This window comes from Stenotrophomonas veracruzanensis, from assembly GCF_032911525.1.
GTDB classification, from domain to species: Bacteria; Pseudomonadota; Gammaproteobacteria; order Xanthomonadales; family Xanthomonadaceae; genus Stenotrophomonas; species Stenotrophomonas africana.
The window spans coordinates 271,884-287,907 of sequence record NZ_JAWJTI010000002.1; the positions used below are offsets into that span (position 1 = coordinate 271,884).

Consider the following 16,024-nt stretch of genomic DNA (forward strand, 5'->3'; position numbering starts at 1 on the left):
TGCCGGATAATAGGGCGATGACCACCCGACTCAACAAATACATCGCCGACACAGGCTTCTGCTCCCGCCGCGAGGCCGATCGCCTGATCGCCGCCCGCCGCGTCACCGTCAACGGTCACCCGGCCGGCACCGGTGCGGTGGTGGGCGAGGAAGACCAGGTGCTGGTTGACGGCCAACCGCTGCGCGCGCGCGTGGCACGCAAGCCCGGCGCCCGCCGCCACGTCTACATCGCGCTGAACAAGCCGGTGGGCGTCACCTGCACGACCGAAACCTCGGTCAAGGGCAACATCGTCGACTTCGTTGGCCACGAACAGCGCATCTTCCCGATCGGGCGCCTGGACAAGGAATCCGAAGGCCTGATCCTGATGACCAGCAACGGCGACATCGTCAACCAGATCCTGCGTGCCGAGAACGGCCACCAGAAGGAGTACCTGGTGGCGGTGAACAAGCCGGTGACCGATGAGTTCCTGCGCGGCATGGCGCGCGGCGTGCGCATCCACGACCAGATGACGCTGCCGTGCAAGACCTCGCGCATCGCCAAGTTCGGTTTCCGCATCATCCTGCAGCAGGGCCTGAACCGGCAGATCCGCCTGATGGCCGCCGAATTCGGCTATCGCGTAACCCAGCTGCGCCGCGTGCGCATCGACAACATCAAGATCGGCGCGCTGAAGCCGGGCCAGTGGCGCAACCTGACCGAGCAGGAACTGCAGGGCCTGCTGCCGAAGCAGCTGGACTGGTAAACGGCATCTGTAGCGCCGAGCCCATGCTCGGCTGCCCTTTTGTCCGGGTGCAGCCGAGCATGGGCTCGGCTCTACATCGGCTAGACTCCGCAGTGACCTGCCGGAATGTGACGCTGCATGATCAAGCCCGACAAGCCTGCCAACGAAGCCCTTCGGCTCGAGGCGCTGTACCGCTACCGCATCCTTGATTCGCAGCGCGAGAAGTCATTCGACGACCTGGTGGCGATCGCCAAGGCGGTCTGCGGTACCTCGATGGCGGCGGTGACCCTGATCGATGTCGAACGGCAGTGGTTCAAGTCGATCCAGGGCATCGACGCGGCAGAGAACCTGCGCAGCGAATCGATGTGTGGCCACGCCATCCTGCAGCCGCAGGAAATCATGGTGGTCGAGGATGCGCTGCAGGACATCCGCTTCCACGACAACCCGGTGGTGACCGGTGACCCGCACATCCGTTTCTACGCCGGTGCGCCACTGATCAGTTCCGATGGCCTGCCACTGGGTACGTTGTGCGTGTTCGATGCACATCCGCAGCAGCTGCCCAGCGACAAGGCCGAGGCACTGGCCGCTCTGTCACGGCAGGTGATGCTGGTGATGGAGCTGCGCCGTTTCGCGCTCGACATCCAGAAGCACATGCTGGAACGCGATGACTACGAGCGCCTGCTGTCGGAGTACCAGGACGTGCTGCTGGCGCAGAATGCCGACCTGGCCGAGCAGAGCCGCACCGATGCGCTGACCGGTCTGCCGAACCGTCGCGCGATGGCGGTGGCACTGGAAGAGGCGGTGGCGGAGATCGATGGGCAACCGGGAGTGGCCTGCGTGGCCCTGCTGGACATCGATCACTTCAAGCACATCAACGATTTCCAGGGACACGCCACTGGCGACCGGGTGCTGGCCGAGCTGGGCGTGCTGCTGCGCTCGCACTTCGCTGGCCGAGGCATGGCGGCGCGCTATGGTGGCGAAGAGTTCGTGGCGGTGATGCCGGGCACCGATCTGCGCACGGCCGAACTGCAATGCGAGTTCCTGCGCCTGGCCGTGGCAGACCTTCCGCTGGGATTCCCGATCACGATCAGTATTGGTGTGGCCCAGCACCAGCCCGGTGAAAGCGTGGATGACACGCTGGCACGCGCCGACAAGGCGCTGTACCGGGCCAAGGGCAACGGTCGCAACCGGGTGGAGCTGGCGGGCTGAAACATCCCGCCCGGTAGATCCACGCCACGCGTGGACGCTGTGGCCGATTCGATACCGTCGCGTCGCACCCCCTGCGACCTTGGCCAGCCAGCATGGCGCATCTGTTCCCACGGACGCCGACCATGCTGGAGACCCTGGCCATCGCCCACTATCGCTCGCTGCACGGGCTGGTACTGCCGCTGCAGCAGTTGAATGTGGTGACCGGTGACAATGGCAGTGGCAAGTCCAGCCTGTACCGTGCGCTGCGGCTGCTGGCGGAGACCGCGCAGGGCGGCGTCGCGGCGGTGCTGGCCCGCGAAGGGGGGCTCGGTTCGGCGCTGTGGGCCGGCCCCGAATCCATCGATCGCCGGGTTGCGGCCGGTGAGAACCCGCTGCAGGGCGGGCCTCGGCAGGCGTCGGTGGGGCTGAAGCTGGGCTTCACCACCGACGAGTTCGGCTATGCCATCGACCTGGGGTACCCACCCCCCAGCCGTTCCGCGTTTGTGCTGGATCCGCAGATCAAGGCCGAGGCGATCTGGGCCGGGCCGTTCCTGCGCAGCGCCAACCTGCTGGTTGATCGTCGTGGGGCGATGGTGCGGCAGCGCCATTCGCGCGGCTGGGATCTGGTCGATGACCGGTTGTCGCTGTTCGACAGCCTGTTCACCCAGGTTGGCGATCCGCAGCGCATGCCGGAAACCATCGCCCTGCGTGAGTACATCCGCCGCTGGCGCTTCTACGACCATTTCCGCAGCGACGCCCATGCCCCGGCGCGACAACCGGCGATGGCCACGCGCACGCCGGTGCTGCATCACGACGGCCGGGATCTGGCGGCGGCCTGGGTGACCATTCTCGAGATCGGGAATCCGGTCGCGTTGGCTCGCAGCGTCGATGATGCGTTCCCCGGCGCCACGGTCGGCTTCGAAGAGCTGGACGGTCGACTGGCCCTGCGCTTCCACCAGCCGGGGTTGCTGCGGCCGTTGTCGATGGCCGAACTGTCCGACGGCACGCTGCGCTTCCTGCTGCTGGCCGCGGCACTGCACACGCCACGCCCGCCGCCGCTGCTGGTGCTCAACGAGCCGGAGACCAGCCTGCATCCGGACCTGCTGCCGGCGCTGGCGCGGCTGATCATCGCGGCCAGTGCGCGCAGCCAGGTGTGGGTGGTCTCACACGCCAGCCGCCTGATCGCAGCACTTGAGCAGGCGCCCGGCTGTCATTCGCTGCACCTGCACAAGGAACAGGGCCGCACGCTGTTGAGTGGGCAGGGCCTGCTGGATGCCCCGGCATGGCACTGGCCGCAGCGTTGATACAGCCATCCACGCCCGGCGTGGACGCGCTCAATCGGCGATGTTGCGCGCCTCAGCCGTGCCAAGGATTTCCGGATGCTGCACCGGCCTGCGGCGATTGAGCAGCGGATGCAGGAACACTGCGCCGACGATGATCGCCACGCCCAGGTAGAACCATGGGGTGACCTCGTGCTGCTCGCGCAGCAGCACCACCGCCAGCACCACCGCGTAGACCGGTTCCAGGTTGGTCACCAGCTGCACCGTGTAGGCGCTCAGGTGGCGCAGCGCGACCAGGGCCAGGGCGAACGGCAACAGCGTGCAGAACCCGGCCAGTACCAGCAGCAGGATGCCGTCGTGCAGGTCCGGAACCACCCACAGCGGGCTGGCCAACGCTGGCAGCAGGTAGGGCATCAGCGGTGCCAGCAGGGTCAGGGTGAGGGTGCCGGCACCGAGCTCCAGCGCAGTGACCGTAAGGGGATCGGCGTGGCTGACCATGCGCTTGTTGAGCGAGCCGAACACCGCCACCAGCAGCGCCGATATCGCGCCGATCAGTACACCCAGGCGCATTCCATCGGGCACGCCACCGACCACCAGTGCAACACCGGGCAGCACCGCCAGGCCGAACGCCAGTTCACGCAGCTGGAACGGCCGCTTGGCCACCCACGGCTCGATGATTGACGTGAACACCGGCGCCAGCGCGATGCAGGTGGCGGCCACCGAGGCGTTGGCCAGCTTCACCGCGCCGTAGAACGTCAGCCAGTGCAGGGCGACCAGCGCGCCGATGCCGGCGTAGCCTGCCACCAGGCGCAAGGGCAGCGTGCGCAACCCGCGCCATACCCGCGGCAGCAGGGCCAGCATCGCCGTCACCAGCAGCATGCGCCACCACACCAGCGGCAGCGCGGGCAGGGTGATCAGCTTGCCGAGGATGGCGGTGACGCCCCACAGCAGGACACAGAAGTGGATCTGCCACAGCGCTTTGCGGGTGTCGGGTGTGCTCATCCGCCTATTGTGAAGCAAGCCGATGACCGTAGCGCTATCCGCGTGGGGAATTACCGGGGGCGTCTGCCCGCCGCTGCAGGGCCATCGCCGCCGCGGGATTGCGTGCCTTGCCCGCGCCGATGCACAGCAGGTACACCTCGCGCGGCTCTGACGGTGCCGGCCCGGCCAGGCAGGGCAGATCGTCCACCGGTTCGCCGCGCGCCCAACGCTGCGCGCGTTCGGCCCAGCGCTGCTGCACGGGTGCCGGCAGGCCCTCGTTCAAGCGGGCCTGGCTGCGCTTGATCCGCGCATAGACGAAGCCGGCACTGACATCGCCATGCAATGGCGCTTCGTCACTGTCTTCGATCACCAGCGCCACGCCGTGGCGGCGCGCGGCGTCGACCAGTGCCGGGCCATGTGCCTCCGCGTTGCGGACCTCCAGCGCATGCTGCAGCGGCACTCCTTGCAGCTGCTTCGGCAGCTGCGCCATCAGGGCGCCTAGTGCATCGGCGTCGGCCGGGTGGCGTGGATCGAACTGCCACAGCAACGGGCCAAGCCGGTCACCGAGCGCAATCGCCGCGTGCAGGAAGGGCGCGGCTGCCTCTACGGTGCTGGACAGGTCGCGGCGCTGCACCAGGTAGCGTGGCGCCTTCATCGAAAACCGAAAGCCTTCCGGCGTCTGTGCGGCCCACTGCGCGCACTGCGCCGCGGTGGGCGTGCGGTAGAAGGTGCCGTTGATTTCAATGCAACGCAGGGCACGGCTGGCATGGGCCAGTTCTTCACGCTGCGGCAGGCCCACGGGGTAGAAAGCGCCGCCACGCCATTCGGGAAACACCCAGCCACCGATGCCGCAGCGGATCGCGGCCTGTCGGGAGGCCGCGGTCACTGGCCGTGGTCCGCGCGCCACGGGTCGTAGCTGCCGAACCACCACAGATAGCCTTCCGGGTCGGCGCAGGCGTAGCCGCGCCCGCCATAGTCCTGGTCGGCGATGTCGATGACGATGCGGGCACCGGCGGCCTTCGCCCGCGCATAGTGGGCATCGGCATCGGTGACGATCACACAGGCGCTCTGGGTCTGGCGGCCGCCGACCTCATCGGGCATCGCCGCGTGTTCGCTCCATGCGCTCTGATTGCTGGCCGAGCCGAGCATGATCATGCCGCTGCCGAAGGTCAGCTGCGCGTGGAATACCGTATCGCCGTCGGCATACACGGCCTGGGCATGGAAGCCGAAGGCGCGCTGCAGCCAGTCGATGGCGGCCTGCGCGTCGCGATAGCGCAGGCACGGAATGATGGTGGAGCCGTTGCTCGGTTGGCCGTTCCCGCCCATGACACCCCTCCTATGGCACAGGGCAGGGTGCGCCGCAGACCGTTACCATCCCGCGAAACCCCGGTGACGGCCTGCACATGGCCGCCACCCCTGTTCGGAGATCGTGCTGGATGAAACCCTGGATTGGAGGAGCCGTGCTGCTGGCGTGCACGACCATGGCGAGCGCTGCCACCCCGGCGCAGCTGCAGGAGCTGGATGCGACTGTCGAGCGCGTGCGCGCGCAGTTCGACGTGCCCGGCATTGCCGTGGCGGTAGTCAAGGATGGCGAGGTGGTGCTGGAGCGTGGCTGGGGCGTGCGTGAGCAGGGCAAACCGGAGCCGGTGCAGGCCGATACGCTGTTTGCCATCGCCTCCAACACCAAGGCCTTCACCGCCACCTCGCTGAACCTGCTGGCCGAGGACGGCAAGCTGAAGATGGACGACAAGGTGATCGACCATCTCCCGTCGTTCCGCATGTCCGATCCCTTCGTGACCGGCCAGATGACGATCCGCGACCTGCTGTCGCATCGCAGCGGGCTGAGCCTGGGCGCCGGTGACCTGCTGTTCTGGCCGACCACCTCCTACAGCAATGCCGAAGTGGTGGAGCGGCTGGGCAAGGTGCCGCTGAAGGGCGGTTTCCGCGAGAGCTATGCGTACGACAACATCCTGTACGCAGTCGCCCAGCAGGTGATCGAGCATGTCTCCGGCGTGAGCTACCAGCAGTTCCTGCAGACCCGCATCTTCGACAAGGTGGGCATGGCCGGCACACGCTACAACGCCGATCATCTGAAGCCGGGCGACAAGGCTGCGGTCGGCCACGCCAAGTACGATTTCAAGGACCTGCGCACCGTTGCACCGCTGACGTGGTCGAACAATGCCGGCGCCGGTGGCATCTATTCCAGTGCGCACGACATGGCGCGCTGGATGCAGGTGCAGCTGGCCGAGGGCAAGCTGGCCGATGGCACCGCGCTGTTCAGCGAGAAGAGCCAGCAGCAGATGTGGCGGATGATCACGCCGCAGTCGATCCCGGCGCCAAGCGTGCCGGAGCTGGCACCTGCGCGGGCCAACTTCGCTGGCTATGGCGAAGGCTGGAGCCTGAGCGATTTCCGCGGGCAGAAGCTGGTCTGGCACACCGGTGGCTGGCCGGGCATGGTTTCGCGGCTGACCCTGGTGCCGGGCGAGAAGCTGGGCGTGGTGGTACTGACCAACCAGGAAGTGGGCGCGGCGTTCAACGCGATCACCCTGAGCGTGCTGGATGCCTATCTGGGCGGCGAGAAGCACGACTGGGTGGACGCCTATGCCAAGGCAGTGGCCAAGGGCCAGGACAAGGCCGACGAGGCCTGGGCCAAGCACCAGAGCGCGCGCGACAAGGGCAGCAAGCCGTCGCTGGCACTGGCCGGCTACGCTGGCACCTTCCGTGACCGCTGGTATGGCGACATGCAGATCAGTGCCGAGGGCAAGGGCCTGCGCCTGCGCTTCATGAAGACCGCGCAGCTGAGCGGCCGGCTGGAGCATTGGCAGCACGACACCTTCATCGTGCGCTGGGACGACCGTTCGCTCAATGCCGACGCGTTCGTGAACTTCAGCCTGGACCCGGACGGCAAGGTACGCGAGGTGCGCATGCAGTCGATCTCCGACCTGACCGATTTCAGCTTCGATTTCCAGGACCTGTTGTTCACCCCGACTGAACGGTAGATGCCGACTTTGGTCGGCATGCGGTACGGCGCCCACCAAGGTGGGCGACTACCAGGGGCGGAGCGGTGATCATCGGCTGGCGTACACATCCGGCGTGGGATACTTCGCCGCTTGCAAGAGGCGAGGGAGTGCAATGTTCCGTTGGTTTGAATCCCTGATTCCGGTGTTCCCGCCCGTGGACGGGCGCATGCCGCCGCGCAAGGTGCTGCCCTTCTACCTGCACTACCTGCGCCCGGTGTGGCCGGTGCTGCTGGCCACGCTCATCGCCGGCCTGCTGCTCGCGCTGGTGGAAGTGGCGATGTTCGATTACCTGGGCCGCATCGTCGACATGGTCGCCGAGCAGCCCGGTGCGGATTTCTTCAAGCGCCACGCCAATGAACTGGGCTGGATGCTGTTCATCACGGTCGTCGCGCGGCCGATCCTGGTCGGCCTGCACAACCTGCTGGTCAACCAGGCCATCGTGCCCGGCCTGAGCAACCGCTCGCGCTGGTTGATGCACAACTACGTGGTGCGGCAGAGCCTGAGCTTCTTCCAGAACGACTTCGCCGGCAGTGTCGCCAACCGGGTGATGCAGACCGGTACTTCGCTGCGCGAATCGGCGGTGCAGATGGTCGATTCGCTCTGGTACATCGTGGTCTATACCGGCACCGCGCTGTATCTGTTCGCGCAGGCCGACTGGCGGCTGATGGTGCCGCTGATCCTGTGGCTGCTGGCCTACGCGGTGATCCTGGCCTACTTCGTGCCGCGCGCGAAGGAACGGGCCTGGATCGCGTCCGAAGCGCGTTCCAAGGCGATGGGCCGCATCGTCGATGGCTACACCAACATTCCCACGTTGAAGCTGTTCGCCCATGGTGGCCGCGAACAGGCCTACGTGGCTGAATCGATCCAGGAACTGGCAGTCAAGCATCGCGCGCAGACCCGCGTCACCACCGGCATGGACCTGACCATCGCCATCGTCAACGGCTTCCTGATCGCCGGCACCTGCGGGCTGGCGCTGTGGCTGTGGAATGGCGGGCACATCACCGTGGGCGCGATCACGCTGGCCACCGGCCTGGTGATCCGCATCCACAACATGTCCGGCTGGATCATGTGGACCATCAATGGCATCTTCGAGGACATCGGCACGGTGCAGGACGGCATCACCACCATCGCCCAGCCGCTGACCGTGCAGGACCGCGAGGATGCGGTGCCGTTGCAGGTGACCCGTGGCGGCGTGCACTTCCAGGACATCCACTTCCACTACGGCAAGAAGGGCGGTGTGATCGCCGGCCTCGACCTGGTGGTGAAGCCGGGCGAGAAGATCGGCCTGGTCGGTCCCTCCGGTGCCGGCAAGTCGACCCTGGTCAACGTGCTGCTGCGCCTGTACGACCTGGAAAGCGGCCGTATCCTGATCGACGACCAGGACATTGCGTACGTCACCCAGGAAAGCCTGCGCCAGCAGATCGGCGTGGTCACCCAGGACACCTCGCTGCTGCATCGCTCGATCCGCGACAACCTGCTGTACGGCCGTCCTGACGCAACCGATGAGCAGCTGCGCGCAGCCGTTGCCAAGGCGCGTGCCGAAGCCTTCATCGATTCGCTGGTGGACGGGCAGGGGCGTCGTGGCTACGACGCGCACGTGGGCGAGCGCGGCGTGAAGCTGTCCGGTGGCCAGCGCCAGCGCATCGCCATTGCGCGCGTGCTGCTGAAGGATGCGCCGATCCTGGTACTGGATGAAGCGACCTCGGCGCTGGACTCGGAGGTGGAAGCGGCGATCCAGGACAGCCTGGATCAGCTGATGGGCGGCAAGACGGTGATCGCGATCGCGCACCGGTTGTCGACCATCGCGCGCATGGACCGGCTGGTGGTGATGGACCAGGGCCGCATCGTCGAGACCGGCACCCACGCCGAACTGATTGCGACCGGTGGCCTGTACGCGCGCTTGTGGGCGCGGCAGACCGGTGGTTTCGTGGCTGCCGATCAATGATTGCTCTGCTGCTGGCCCTCAGTCTGGCGACCACGGCCGCAGCCACCGCACCGGCACCCGTGGAAGGCGACCAGCTCGAGCAGGTGGTCCTGCTCAGTCGCCACAACCTGCGCGCGCCGGTGGTGGCGTCGGGCGCCCTGGCCCATGCCACGCCGGAACGCTGGCCACGCTGGGACGTAGGCCCTGGCGAGCTGACCACCAAGGGCGGCGTGCTGGAGGTCTACATGGGCCGCTACATCGGCCAGTGGCTGCGCCAGGCGCAACTGTTGCCGGTGTCGGGTTGCCCGCAGCCGGCTGACTTCCACGCTCATGCCAACAGCCTGCAGCGTACCCAGGCCACCGCGCAGTTCTTCATTGCCGGTGCGTTTCCGGGCTGCCATGTCACGGTCGAACAGCGCATGGCGCTGGGGACGATGGATCCGCTGTTCAATCCGGTGATCCACAACGATGACGCGGCATTCCGCGCGCGCGCGCTGGAGTCAATGCAGAAGGCGCTGGCCGCAGCGGATCTGGCACCGGCCCTGTCCATGGTGGAGCAGATCACCCGCTACCCGCGGTCGGCGGCCTGTGCGGGACGCAGCGATTGCCATCTGATGCTGGCCGACACGACCTTCAATGCGGAACCGGGCAAGGAACCGCGGGCCTCCGGTTCGCTGGCGCTGGCCAGCGGGCTGGTCGATGCCTTCTTGATGGAGCACTACCAGGGCAGTGGCATTCCCCGCGAAGGCTGGGGCCGCTTGACCACCGAGGCGCAGTGGCAGGCGCTGGCGCAGATCCGCAACCGCTACCAGGACATCCTGTTCGGAACGCCCGAGGTGGCGCGGGATGTGGCCGGACCGTTGCTGGCACGCGTGGATGCGTTGTTGGAAGATACCGCATCGCCGAAGGTCAGCCTGCTGGTCGGCCATGATTCCAATATCGGTTCGCTGCTGGCGGCGATGGGAATCGGTGACTACAGCCTGCCAGGCCAGTTCGAGAAGACGCCGATCGGTGGCCTGCTGCAGTTCGAGCGTTGGCGTGACCGCCAGAGCGGTGGCGAGCGTTTCCGCCTGGCCTACGTCTATCCGACCACCGGGCAGCTGCGCGATGCATCGCCGCTGACCGAGGCGCAGCCGCCGGGGCGCGTCGCACTGCCCTTGCCGGGCTGTGACCGGCAGGGCTGCAGCCGTGCGCAGTTCCAGCAGCTGCTGCAGCGGGGGCGTCGCTGAAACTGAAACAGAGGGCTATCGCAGCGGCGTGCGCACGATGCCCTGCGTAGCCATCAGCGTGAGGTCGCCGCCCAGCCGTGGGGAACGGAACGGTCCGCGTGCATGCGCGGCATCAAACAGGCCGCCATCCGGTGATCGCAAGCGGTAGAACTCGACCCAGCCGCTGGCCTGCAGGGGTAGCTGTGCAACACCGGTGTGTTCATTGAACCATGCAGGGTCCTTGCTGCCTTCGATGACGCGGCGGGCAAGGCGGTCGATGGCGTGAGCCCTGCTGGCGTACCAGTCCTGGCCGCGCAGGCGCGCCAGCTCGGCCATCATCACCAGTGGCGCCAGTGCGTAGTCGTGGTAGTGCAGGGCCCGTTGCCCACGGGCCATCTCCAGCGGGAGGCTGCCATCGTCCTGGATGTCATCGATGCCCTTCTGGAACGCGGCGTGGCCGGCCTGCCACAGGGCCTCGTCGTCGGTGGCCAGGCCGGTCGCCAACACGCCCAGGCCACCCCAGTAGTAGTGGTTGTTGCGGCGCCGTTTCGGGTTGTCCCAGTACGCCAGGTTGGCCCGTGCCAGCTTCTGCAGCCAAGGGTCGATGCGCGCACGTTGGCGGCCATCGGCCTGGTCGTGCACTTTCAGGTAGGCCATGGCCACTGCATCAAGCATCCACTGCCGCATGTAGAACGACTGATCGTTGTTGACCCGGATCATCTGCCCGAGCATGGCGCCATCGTCGGCCCACGCACCCAGCCAGCTCAGCGTGCACTGCGCCGCTGCCGGGTCACCGTTGCGCAGATAGTCGTCGCTCATGCGCGCCACGTCGGCAGCATAGCGGTCCAGCGGCGCAGTGGCGTCCTTGTTCTGCTGGTGCAGTGCCGGGTCGATCACCGAGCCGACCTTGTCGGTGTAGTAGCCCAAGGCACGGATGTCGGGTTGTCCGGGCGGTGGAGAAGGGCAGGCGGCGAAGGCCGCCGTACTGGCCAGCAGCGCGGGCAGCAGGGCGAGGCGAAGCAAGGGCAGTAACATGGAATCCGACGAAGGGGGGGGGCGCCCGACGAACGATGCGCCCGGCCGTGTTGCCGGCATGTGATGCGGAGATGGCGTGGCGATCCTGCACAAACAGAACGGCCCAGGTTTCCCCGGGCCGTTCTCGTTCAGCTCACACCTGTGCGATCACTCGATCGGCTGGTCCAGCATCAGCTGGCGTGCGAAACGCACCGGCGGTGCGCCGTAGGACAGTACCTGGTCGTGGTACGCCTTCAGGTTGAACTTGTCGCCCAGCTTCTCCTGCACCGCCTTGCGGGTGTCGAAGTGTTCCTGCGCACCGACGAAGTAGGTCGGCAGCTGCGCCGAGGTCAGCTGCGCGCGCACCCACTTGCCGGCCGCTTCGCTTTCCTGCTGGAACGCGTCGTGGGTCATCAGGTGCATCGCCTTCTCGCGATCCCAGTTGTCCACATGCACGCCCTGGTCGAGGATCGCGTTGGAGATCGTGCGCAGGTAGAACTTCAGCTGCACCAGGTGGAACAGCGGGTCGTTGTCGAGGTAGCCCTGCTCCTGCATCATGCGCTCGGTGTAGACCGCCCAGCCCTCGGCGAACAGGCCCGAACGCAGCACCGCACGCAGGGTGGAGGGGAACTTGGCCGAGTGCCAGCCTTCCAGGTAATGGCCCGGAGTGCCTTCGTGGATGCTCAGCAGGTGGATCATGCGCGAGTTGTATTCACGCAGGAACGAGTCGACCTGCTTCTCGTTCCAGTCGTCCGGAATCGGCGACACGGCGTAGAAGGTCTTCAGGTTCTTGTCCAGCGGGCCCGGCGAATCGCAGTAGGCCACGGCGACGCCACGCTGGAATTCCGGCATCAGGATGATGTCCACCGGCGCATCGGGCAGGGTCACCAGGTCGTGCTCGCGCACGAACGCGGTGGACTGCTCCAGCGCGGCCTTGGCATCATCGACCACCTTGTCGCGCGCCGGCTTGTCGGCGTAGGCCAGTTCCAGTGCGGCCTCGATCGCCTTCTGCTGCTGCTCGTCGGTCGGCTGTGCCGGCATCTCCGGCGCGCCCGGCTTGTCCTTCAGCACGGTCTGCGCGATGCCGTACATGTCTTCGCGCACGCGCTTGAGTTCGGCACGTGCACGCTCACCGATCTCCTGGCGCGACAGCGAGGAGCTCAGCGCGAACTTCAGCTTCTGGTCGTACTTTTCCGCACCAATGCGGAAGTCGCCCTTGGCGTTCGGCACCAGGGTCTTGTCCAGCCAGGTCTGCTGCTCGTCCACGGCCTTCTTCAGGCCGTCGATGGCGGCCTGCAGGCGCTGCTGGTCGGCCTGCGGCAGTTCGCCGATGTGCGGGGTGATGAAGGTATCGACGATGCTGAGGATGCCCTTGTTCTGCTTGGCCACCGTCTCGGCATGGATCTTCGGCACGCGCGCAGGATCCAGGTTCTCGCGGGCCTGGGCGAAGATTGCCGGCAGCTTTTCCATGCGCGCGGTGGCCGACTTCAGGCGCTCCGGCAGCGGCGCGAACTCGCGGGCCATCAGGCCGTAGATCGCGCTGCCGGCGATGCCGTTGTACAGCTGCGGGTCCCACTTGCCGGACTGCAGCACTTCGGCGTTCCAGATTTCCGACTGCAGCTGGTTGCGCAGGATCGCCGCATCCACCTGGTTCTCGCGGCCCAGCTTGGCCACCTCGATCTTGTCCAGCTCTCCCAGCAGCGCCTTGTACGCGGCCACGGTCTTCTGCTGGCCGGCGGCACTGAGGTCGTCCAGCTCGCTGTCGTAGCGGTGGTCACCAATCTGGGTGGCGCTGACCGGCGACAGCTGCATCCAGGTGTCCAGGGCGCGCTTGGACAGATCGGCGAAGGCGGCATCGACCGCTGCGTCAGCGGCGTGCTGGCTGGTGGCCGGGGTGGAAGCGTTGGTCGGGGCGTCGGCCGGCTGGCAACCGGCCAGGGCGGCGACCAGGGCGAGGGCAAGAAGATGCGGGCGCATCGGCGTTCCTGTACAGGGTCAAACCCCGAGCATAGGGTCCCGGGGCTGCTTTGTCCCCGTGCCATAGGATTACCATGAGCGCAGACCAAGGACCCTCCAGCGGAGCGCAGGACATGCAATACCAGGGAAGCTGCCATTGCGGCAGGATCGCATTCACCGTACAGGCCGAGGCGCCGATCAGCGACGTCATCGACTGCAACTGCTCGATGTGCCGCCGCCGGGGCGGCCTGCTGTGGTTCGCCCCGCGCGCGGCGTTCCAGCTGAGCACCGACCCGGCGGACGTGGCGACCTATCACTTCAACAAGGCGCACATCAATCATCACCATTGCCGCGAGTGCGGCATTGCCCCCTACAGCGAGGCGGTGGATCCGCGCAGCGGTACGCCGATGGTGGCGGTGAACGTGCGCTGCGTGCCTGCAGTGAATCTGGCCACGCTGGCAGTGACCTCCTACGACGGAGCCGCACTGTGAGGCCGGTGCGTACGTGGACGCGCGTGGCAGCGATGCCGGTATTGCTGCTGGCGCTGGCGGCCTGTGCCAAACAGGGGGACGCGGCGGCCGATGCGGGCGCCACAGCTGCTGAAGCGGCCGTCGCGTCACCGGAAGGCGCATTCCTCGCCTACGAACACGACGTGCAGGTGCAGCTGGAAGCGGGACAGATCGCACCGCGCATCCAGCAGGTGGCACAGGCCTGCCAGAGCGCGAAGTTCGGTGACTGTGCGGTGCTGCAGGTCGACCAGCGCAGCGGCGAGCAGCCCAGTGGTGAGGTCAAGGTACGCATCGCGCCGAAGGGCACCGAGCCGTTGATCGCGTTGGCGGGTGAGGGGGGCAAGCTGCAGTCACGCAATACGCGCGCCGAGGACCTCGCTCAGGCGGTGGCCGATACGGCACTGACCAAGGCACGGCTGGAGAAGGAGCACGCGCGGCTGCTGTCCTACCAGGATCGCAAGGACCTGAAGATCGAGGACCTGATGGCGATCACCACGCGCCTGTCCGAGATCGAAGCCGGCGTCGAACAGGCCAACAAGGATTCAGCGCAGCAACGTCGACGCATCGATACCCAGCTGGTGACGATCCATTTCGACACCACCTCGGGCCAACGCAGCCGCAGCGAAATCGGTGAGGCGCTGAGCGAGTCGGGCAGCATCCTCAGCACCAGCGTGGCGTTCCTGATCCGCGCGGTTGCCGCGCTGCTGCCGGTGGCGGTGCTGGCCTTGATCGCGGCCTGGGGTGTGCGGGCGTGGTGGCGTCGCCGTCGTCGCAAGCTACCGCCCAACCTCTGAGGTGAAGGCTGATGCCGGTAGCTTGCCGGCATCAGCCCTCGTCGGTCTCGTACTCGACGAACACATCCAGCTCCAGCGCGAGTTCCTGCACCGCGTCGCGCACCTTCTGCGCGGTGCTTTCATTGCCGACTTCCACTTCCAGCTCATGGATGCCCGGGCCGATGTCGTCGGACAGCCCGGCCGAACTGGAATCGTCGTCGTCCATGTGCGGCATCAGGTCGTCGGTTTCCTCGACATGCTCGATGCCCTCCAGGCCGAGCAGCAGGTCGCTGATGGCACGGGCGTCGTCTTCAGTTCCGGTGATGCGCAGTCGCAGCATGGCCATGGCGTAGGTACGTTGTGGAGTTGCCTGCAGCCTACCCAGCGCCGGGCAAAGAACGGGTGAGGGTGCAGTCAGGCGCGTGTGGCCGGGCGCCCGAGCAGGCTGTCCGGCAATGCGGGAATCGGCGTGCGTTCGTCCTGCGCCTGCTCCAGCAACCAGTCGATGAACAGGCGCGCGGCAGGGCTGGGTGGTTGTCCTTCGGCATGCACCACGTGATACGCATAGCGCGCCTTCAGCGCCGGGCCGGGCAGGCGCACCACTTCGTAGCGTTGCATATAGGGCTGGGCGATGTGGGTGCGCGCCAGCACCGCGCCCATGCCATACACCGCTGCACGCATCGCATCGGTGCTGTCGGCGAAGGTGTGCATCGGTGGCAGCGGCGACGGCGGGCGCACGCCCGCGTGGCGGAACCAGTCGCGCCAGCCCTGTGGTGACAGATCGGTCAGCAGCGGCAGGTCGGCGATGCGCGCCGGATCGACCAGCGTTTCGACCCCGGCCAGTGCCGGCGAGGCGACCGGGAACAGGTAGTCATCCATCAGGTGCTGCGCACGCAGGCCGGGCCATTGGCCCAGGCCATAGCGGATTCCCACTTCCGGGCCGTTGTCGTCATAGCGATCCAGCCCGCTGCCGGTATGCAGCTCGATGCGGATGTGCGGGTAGGCCTGGGTGAAGCGCGGCAGCCGTGGCAGCAGCCAGCAGTATGAGAGCGAGCGCAGCGTGGTGATCCGCAACGGCACGCTGTCGGCATCAGGCTGCAGGTGATGGGCGACGGCCGCGACATCGGTGAAGGCGGCGCTGGCGGCGTCGGCCAGCTGCCGGCCCTCGGCGGTCAGGCGTACGCCGCGGGCGTGGCGCAGGAACAGCCGGGTTTCCAGCACCTCCTCCAGCCGGCGCACATGGTGGCTGACCGCGCTGGCGGTCAGGTGCAGTTCCTGCGCGGCCTGGGCGAAATTCTGATGGCGTGCGGCGACCGCGAACACGGCCAGCGCGGGAAGCAGGGAAGGGCGTAGCTGCATGTCGAGCCTCAAACCATATTTGTGGCTGGCAGCGATACTACGCGTTTGTGCGGCGGGCGTCTGCGTCCGATCCTGTCTGCCTTGGCGAGAAAC

At 66.9% G+C, this 16,024-nt stretch carries 15 protein-coding genes; 8 read left to right on the top strand and 7 right to left on the bottom strand.

Annotated features, from left to right (window positions below; all coding sequences use genetic code 11):
• Positions 1–17 precede the first annotated feature (17 nt).
• The 3 genes from R1H25_RS03025 (at position 18) to R1H25_RS03035 (ending at position 3,211) form a co-directional block, all read left to right on the top strand.
• Entirely contained in the window at positions 18–740 is a 723-nt protein-coding gene (locus R1H25_RS03025; RefSeq protein WP_317222632.1) for a pseudouridine synthase, read from the top strand.
• A 117-nt stretch (positions 741–857) separates the two neighbouring features.
• Positions 858–1,928 carry a sensor domain-containing diguanylate cyclase gene (locus R1H25_RS03030; RefSeq protein ID WP_049445040.1) on the top strand — a complete coding sequence of 357 codons (1,071 nt, stop codon included), beginning with the start codon at positions 858–860 and terminating at the stop codon, positions 1,926–1,928.
• A gap of 122 nt (positions 1,929–2,050) precedes the next feature.
• Positions 2,051–3,211, top strand: coding sequence for an AAA family ATPase (locus tag R1H25_RS03035; RefSeq protein WP_317222633.1), 1,161 nt, complete (start codon positions 2,051–2,053; stop codon positions 3,209–3,211).
• A 30-nt stretch (positions 3,212–3,241) separates the two neighbouring features.
• Here R1H25_RS03035 and R1H25_RS03040 read toward each other — a convergent pair whose 3' ends face one another.
• Genes R1H25_RS03040 through R1H25_RS03050 form a run of 3 tightly spaced genes read right to left on the bottom strand, consistent with a single transcriptional unit; the run spans position 3,242 to position 5,494 of the window.
• The gene (locus R1H25_RS03040) at positions 3,242–4,189 is read right to left on the bottom strand and encodes a DMT family transporter (protein ID WP_057500159.1); all 948 of its coding nucleotides are present in this window, start codon (positions 4,187–4,189) and stop codon (positions 3,242–3,244) included.
• 34 nt (positions 4,190–4,223) lie between these two features.
• On the bottom strand, positions 4,224–5,054 hold the full coding sequence (locus R1H25_RS03045) for a DUF72 domain-containing protein (RefSeq protein ID WP_317222634.1): 831 nt from the start codon (positions 5,052–5,054) through the stop codon (positions 4,224–4,226).
• Positions 5,051–5,494, bottom strand: coding sequence for a VOC family protein (locus R1H25_RS03050; protein WP_049433862.1), 444 nt, complete (start codon positions 5,492–5,494; stop codon positions 5,051–5,053). Before R1H25_RS03050 ends, R1H25_RS03045 begins: the two co-directional genes overlap by 4 nt.
• A gap of 110 nt (positions 5,495–5,604) precedes the next feature.
• On the opposite strand from R1H25_RS03050, the gene R1H25_RS03055 reads away from it, so the two are divergent.
• The 3 genes from R1H25_RS03055 (at position 5,605) to agp (ending at position 10,341) form a co-directional block, all read left to right on the top strand.
• The gene (locus tag R1H25_RS03055; protein ID WP_317222636.1) at positions 5,605–7,167 is read left to right on the top strand and encodes a serine hydrolase; all 1,563 of its coding nucleotides are present in this window, start codon (positions 5,605–5,607) and stop codon (positions 7,165–7,167) included.
• A 133-nt stretch (positions 7,168–7,300) separates the two neighbouring features.
• The gene (gene smrA / locus R1H25_RS03060) at positions 7,301–9,133 is read left to right on the top strand and encodes a multidrug efflux ABC transporter SmrA (RefSeq protein WP_317222638.1); all 1,833 of its coding nucleotides are present in this window, start codon (positions 7,301–7,303) and stop codon (positions 9,131–9,133) included.
• Positions 9,130–10,341 carry a bifunctional glucose-1-phosphatase/inositol phosphatase gene (agp, locus tag R1H25_RS03065; RefSeq protein ID WP_317222640.1) on the top strand — a complete coding sequence of 404 codons (1,212 nt, stop codon included), beginning with the start codon at positions 9,130–9,132 and terminating at the stop codon, positions 10,339–10,341. The genes smrA and agp overlap by 4 nt, the downstream gene beginning before the upstream one ends.
• A 15-nt stretch (positions 10,342–10,356) precedes the next feature.
• On the opposite strand, the gene R1H25_RS03070 is transcribed toward agp, so the two are convergent.
• Positions 10,357–11,355 carry a polysaccharide lyase gene (locus R1H25_RS03070; RefSeq protein WP_317222642.1) on the bottom strand — a complete coding sequence of 333 codons (999 nt, stop codon included), beginning with the start codon at positions 11,353–11,355 and terminating at the stop codon, positions 10,357–10,359.
• 147 nt (positions 11,356–11,502) lie between these two features.
• Positions 11,503–13,311, bottom strand: coding sequence for a DUF885 domain-containing protein (locus R1H25_RS03075; RefSeq protein ID WP_317222644.1), 1,809 nt, complete (start codon positions 13,309–13,311; stop codon positions 11,503–11,505).
• Between the two features lie 113 nt (positions 13,312–13,424).
• Here R1H25_RS03075 and R1H25_RS03080 point away from each other — a divergent pair, with 113 nt between their 5' ends.
• Together R1H25_RS03080 and R1H25_RS03085 are read left to right on the top strand one after the other, a co-directional pair.
• Positions 13,425–13,781 (top strand): GFA family protein, encoded by a 357-nt coding sequence (locus R1H25_RS03080; protein ID WP_049446638.1) that lies wholly within the window; start codon positions 13,425–13,427, stop codon positions 13,779–13,781.
• Between the two features lie 32 nt (positions 13,782–13,813).
• Complete coding sequence (locus tag R1H25_RS03085; RefSeq protein ID WP_317222688.1) at positions 13,814–14,593, top strand: DUF4349 domain-containing protein; 780 nt, start codon at positions 13,814–13,816, stop codon at positions 14,591–14,593.
• A gap of 31 nt (positions 14,594–14,624) precedes the next feature.
• Here the strand turns inward: R1H25_RS03085 and R1H25_RS03090 are convergent, their stop codons facing one another.
• Positions 14,625–14,918 (bottom strand): hypothetical protein, encoded by a 294-nt coding sequence (locus tag R1H25_RS03090; RefSeq protein WP_005408721.1) that lies wholly within the window; start codon positions 14,916–14,918, stop codon positions 14,625–14,627.
• 68 nt (positions 14,919–14,986) lie between these two features.
• Positions 14,987–15,931 (bottom strand): LysR substrate-binding domain-containing protein, encoded by a 945-nt coding sequence (locus R1H25_RS03095; protein ID WP_317222647.1) that lies wholly within the window; start codon positions 15,929–15,931, stop codon positions 14,987–14,989.
• Positions 15,932–16,024 lie beyond the last annotated feature (93 nt).

Coding starts and splice junctions, on each gene's coding strand:
- R1H25_RS03025 (WP_317222632.1), top strand. CDS start 18: ATGACCACCCGACTCAACAAATACATCGCCGACACAGGCTTCTGCTCC.
- R1H25_RS03030 (WP_049445040.1), top strand. CDS start 858: ATGATCAAGCCCGACAAGCCTGCCAACGAAGCCCTTCGGCTCGAGGCG.
- R1H25_RS03035 (WP_317222633.1), top strand. CDS start 2,051: ATGCTGGAGACCCTGGCCATCGCCCACTATCGCTCGCTGCACGGGCTG.
- R1H25_RS03040 (WP_057500159.1), bottom strand. CDS start 4,189: ATGAGCACACCCGACACCCGCAAAGCGCTGTGGCAGATCCACTTCTGT.
- R1H25_RS03050 (WP_049433862.1), bottom strand. CDS start 5,494: ATGGGCGGGAACGGCCAACCGAGCAACGGCTCCACCATCATTCCGTGC.
- R1H25_RS03055 (WP_317222636.1), top strand. CDS start 5,605: ATGAAACCCTGGATTGGAGGAGCCGTGCTGCTGGCGTGCACGACCATG.
- smrA (WP_317222638.1), top strand. CDS start 7,301: ATGTTCCGTTGGTTTGAATCCCTGATTCCGGTGTTCCCGCCCGTGGAC.
- agp (WP_317222640.1), top strand. CDS start 9,130: ATGATTGCTCTGCTGCTGGCCCTCAGTCTGGCGACCACGGCCGCAGCC.
- R1H25_RS03070 (WP_317222642.1), bottom strand. CDS start 11,355: ATGTTACTGCCCTTGCTTCGCCTCGCCCTGCTGCCCGCGCTGCTGGCC.
- R1H25_RS03075 (WP_317222644.1), bottom strand. CDS start 13,311: ATGCGCCCGCATCTTCTTGCCCTCGCCCTGGTCGCCGCCCTGGCCGGT.
- R1H25_RS03080 (WP_049446638.1), top strand. CDS start 13,425: ATGCAATACCAGGGAAGCTGCCATTGCGGCAGGATCGCATTCACCGTA.
- R1H25_RS03085 (WP_317222688.1), top strand. CDS start 13,814: ATGCCGGTATTGCTGCTGGCGCTGGCGGCCTGTGCCAAACAGGGGGAC.
- R1H25_RS03090 (WP_005408721.1), bottom strand. CDS start 14,918: ATGGCCATGCTGCGACTGCGCATCACCGGAACTGAAGACGACGCCCGT.
- R1H25_RS03095 (WP_317222647.1), bottom strand. CDS start 15,931: ATGCAGCTACGCCCTTCCCTGCTTCCCGCGCTGGCCGTGTTCGCGGTC.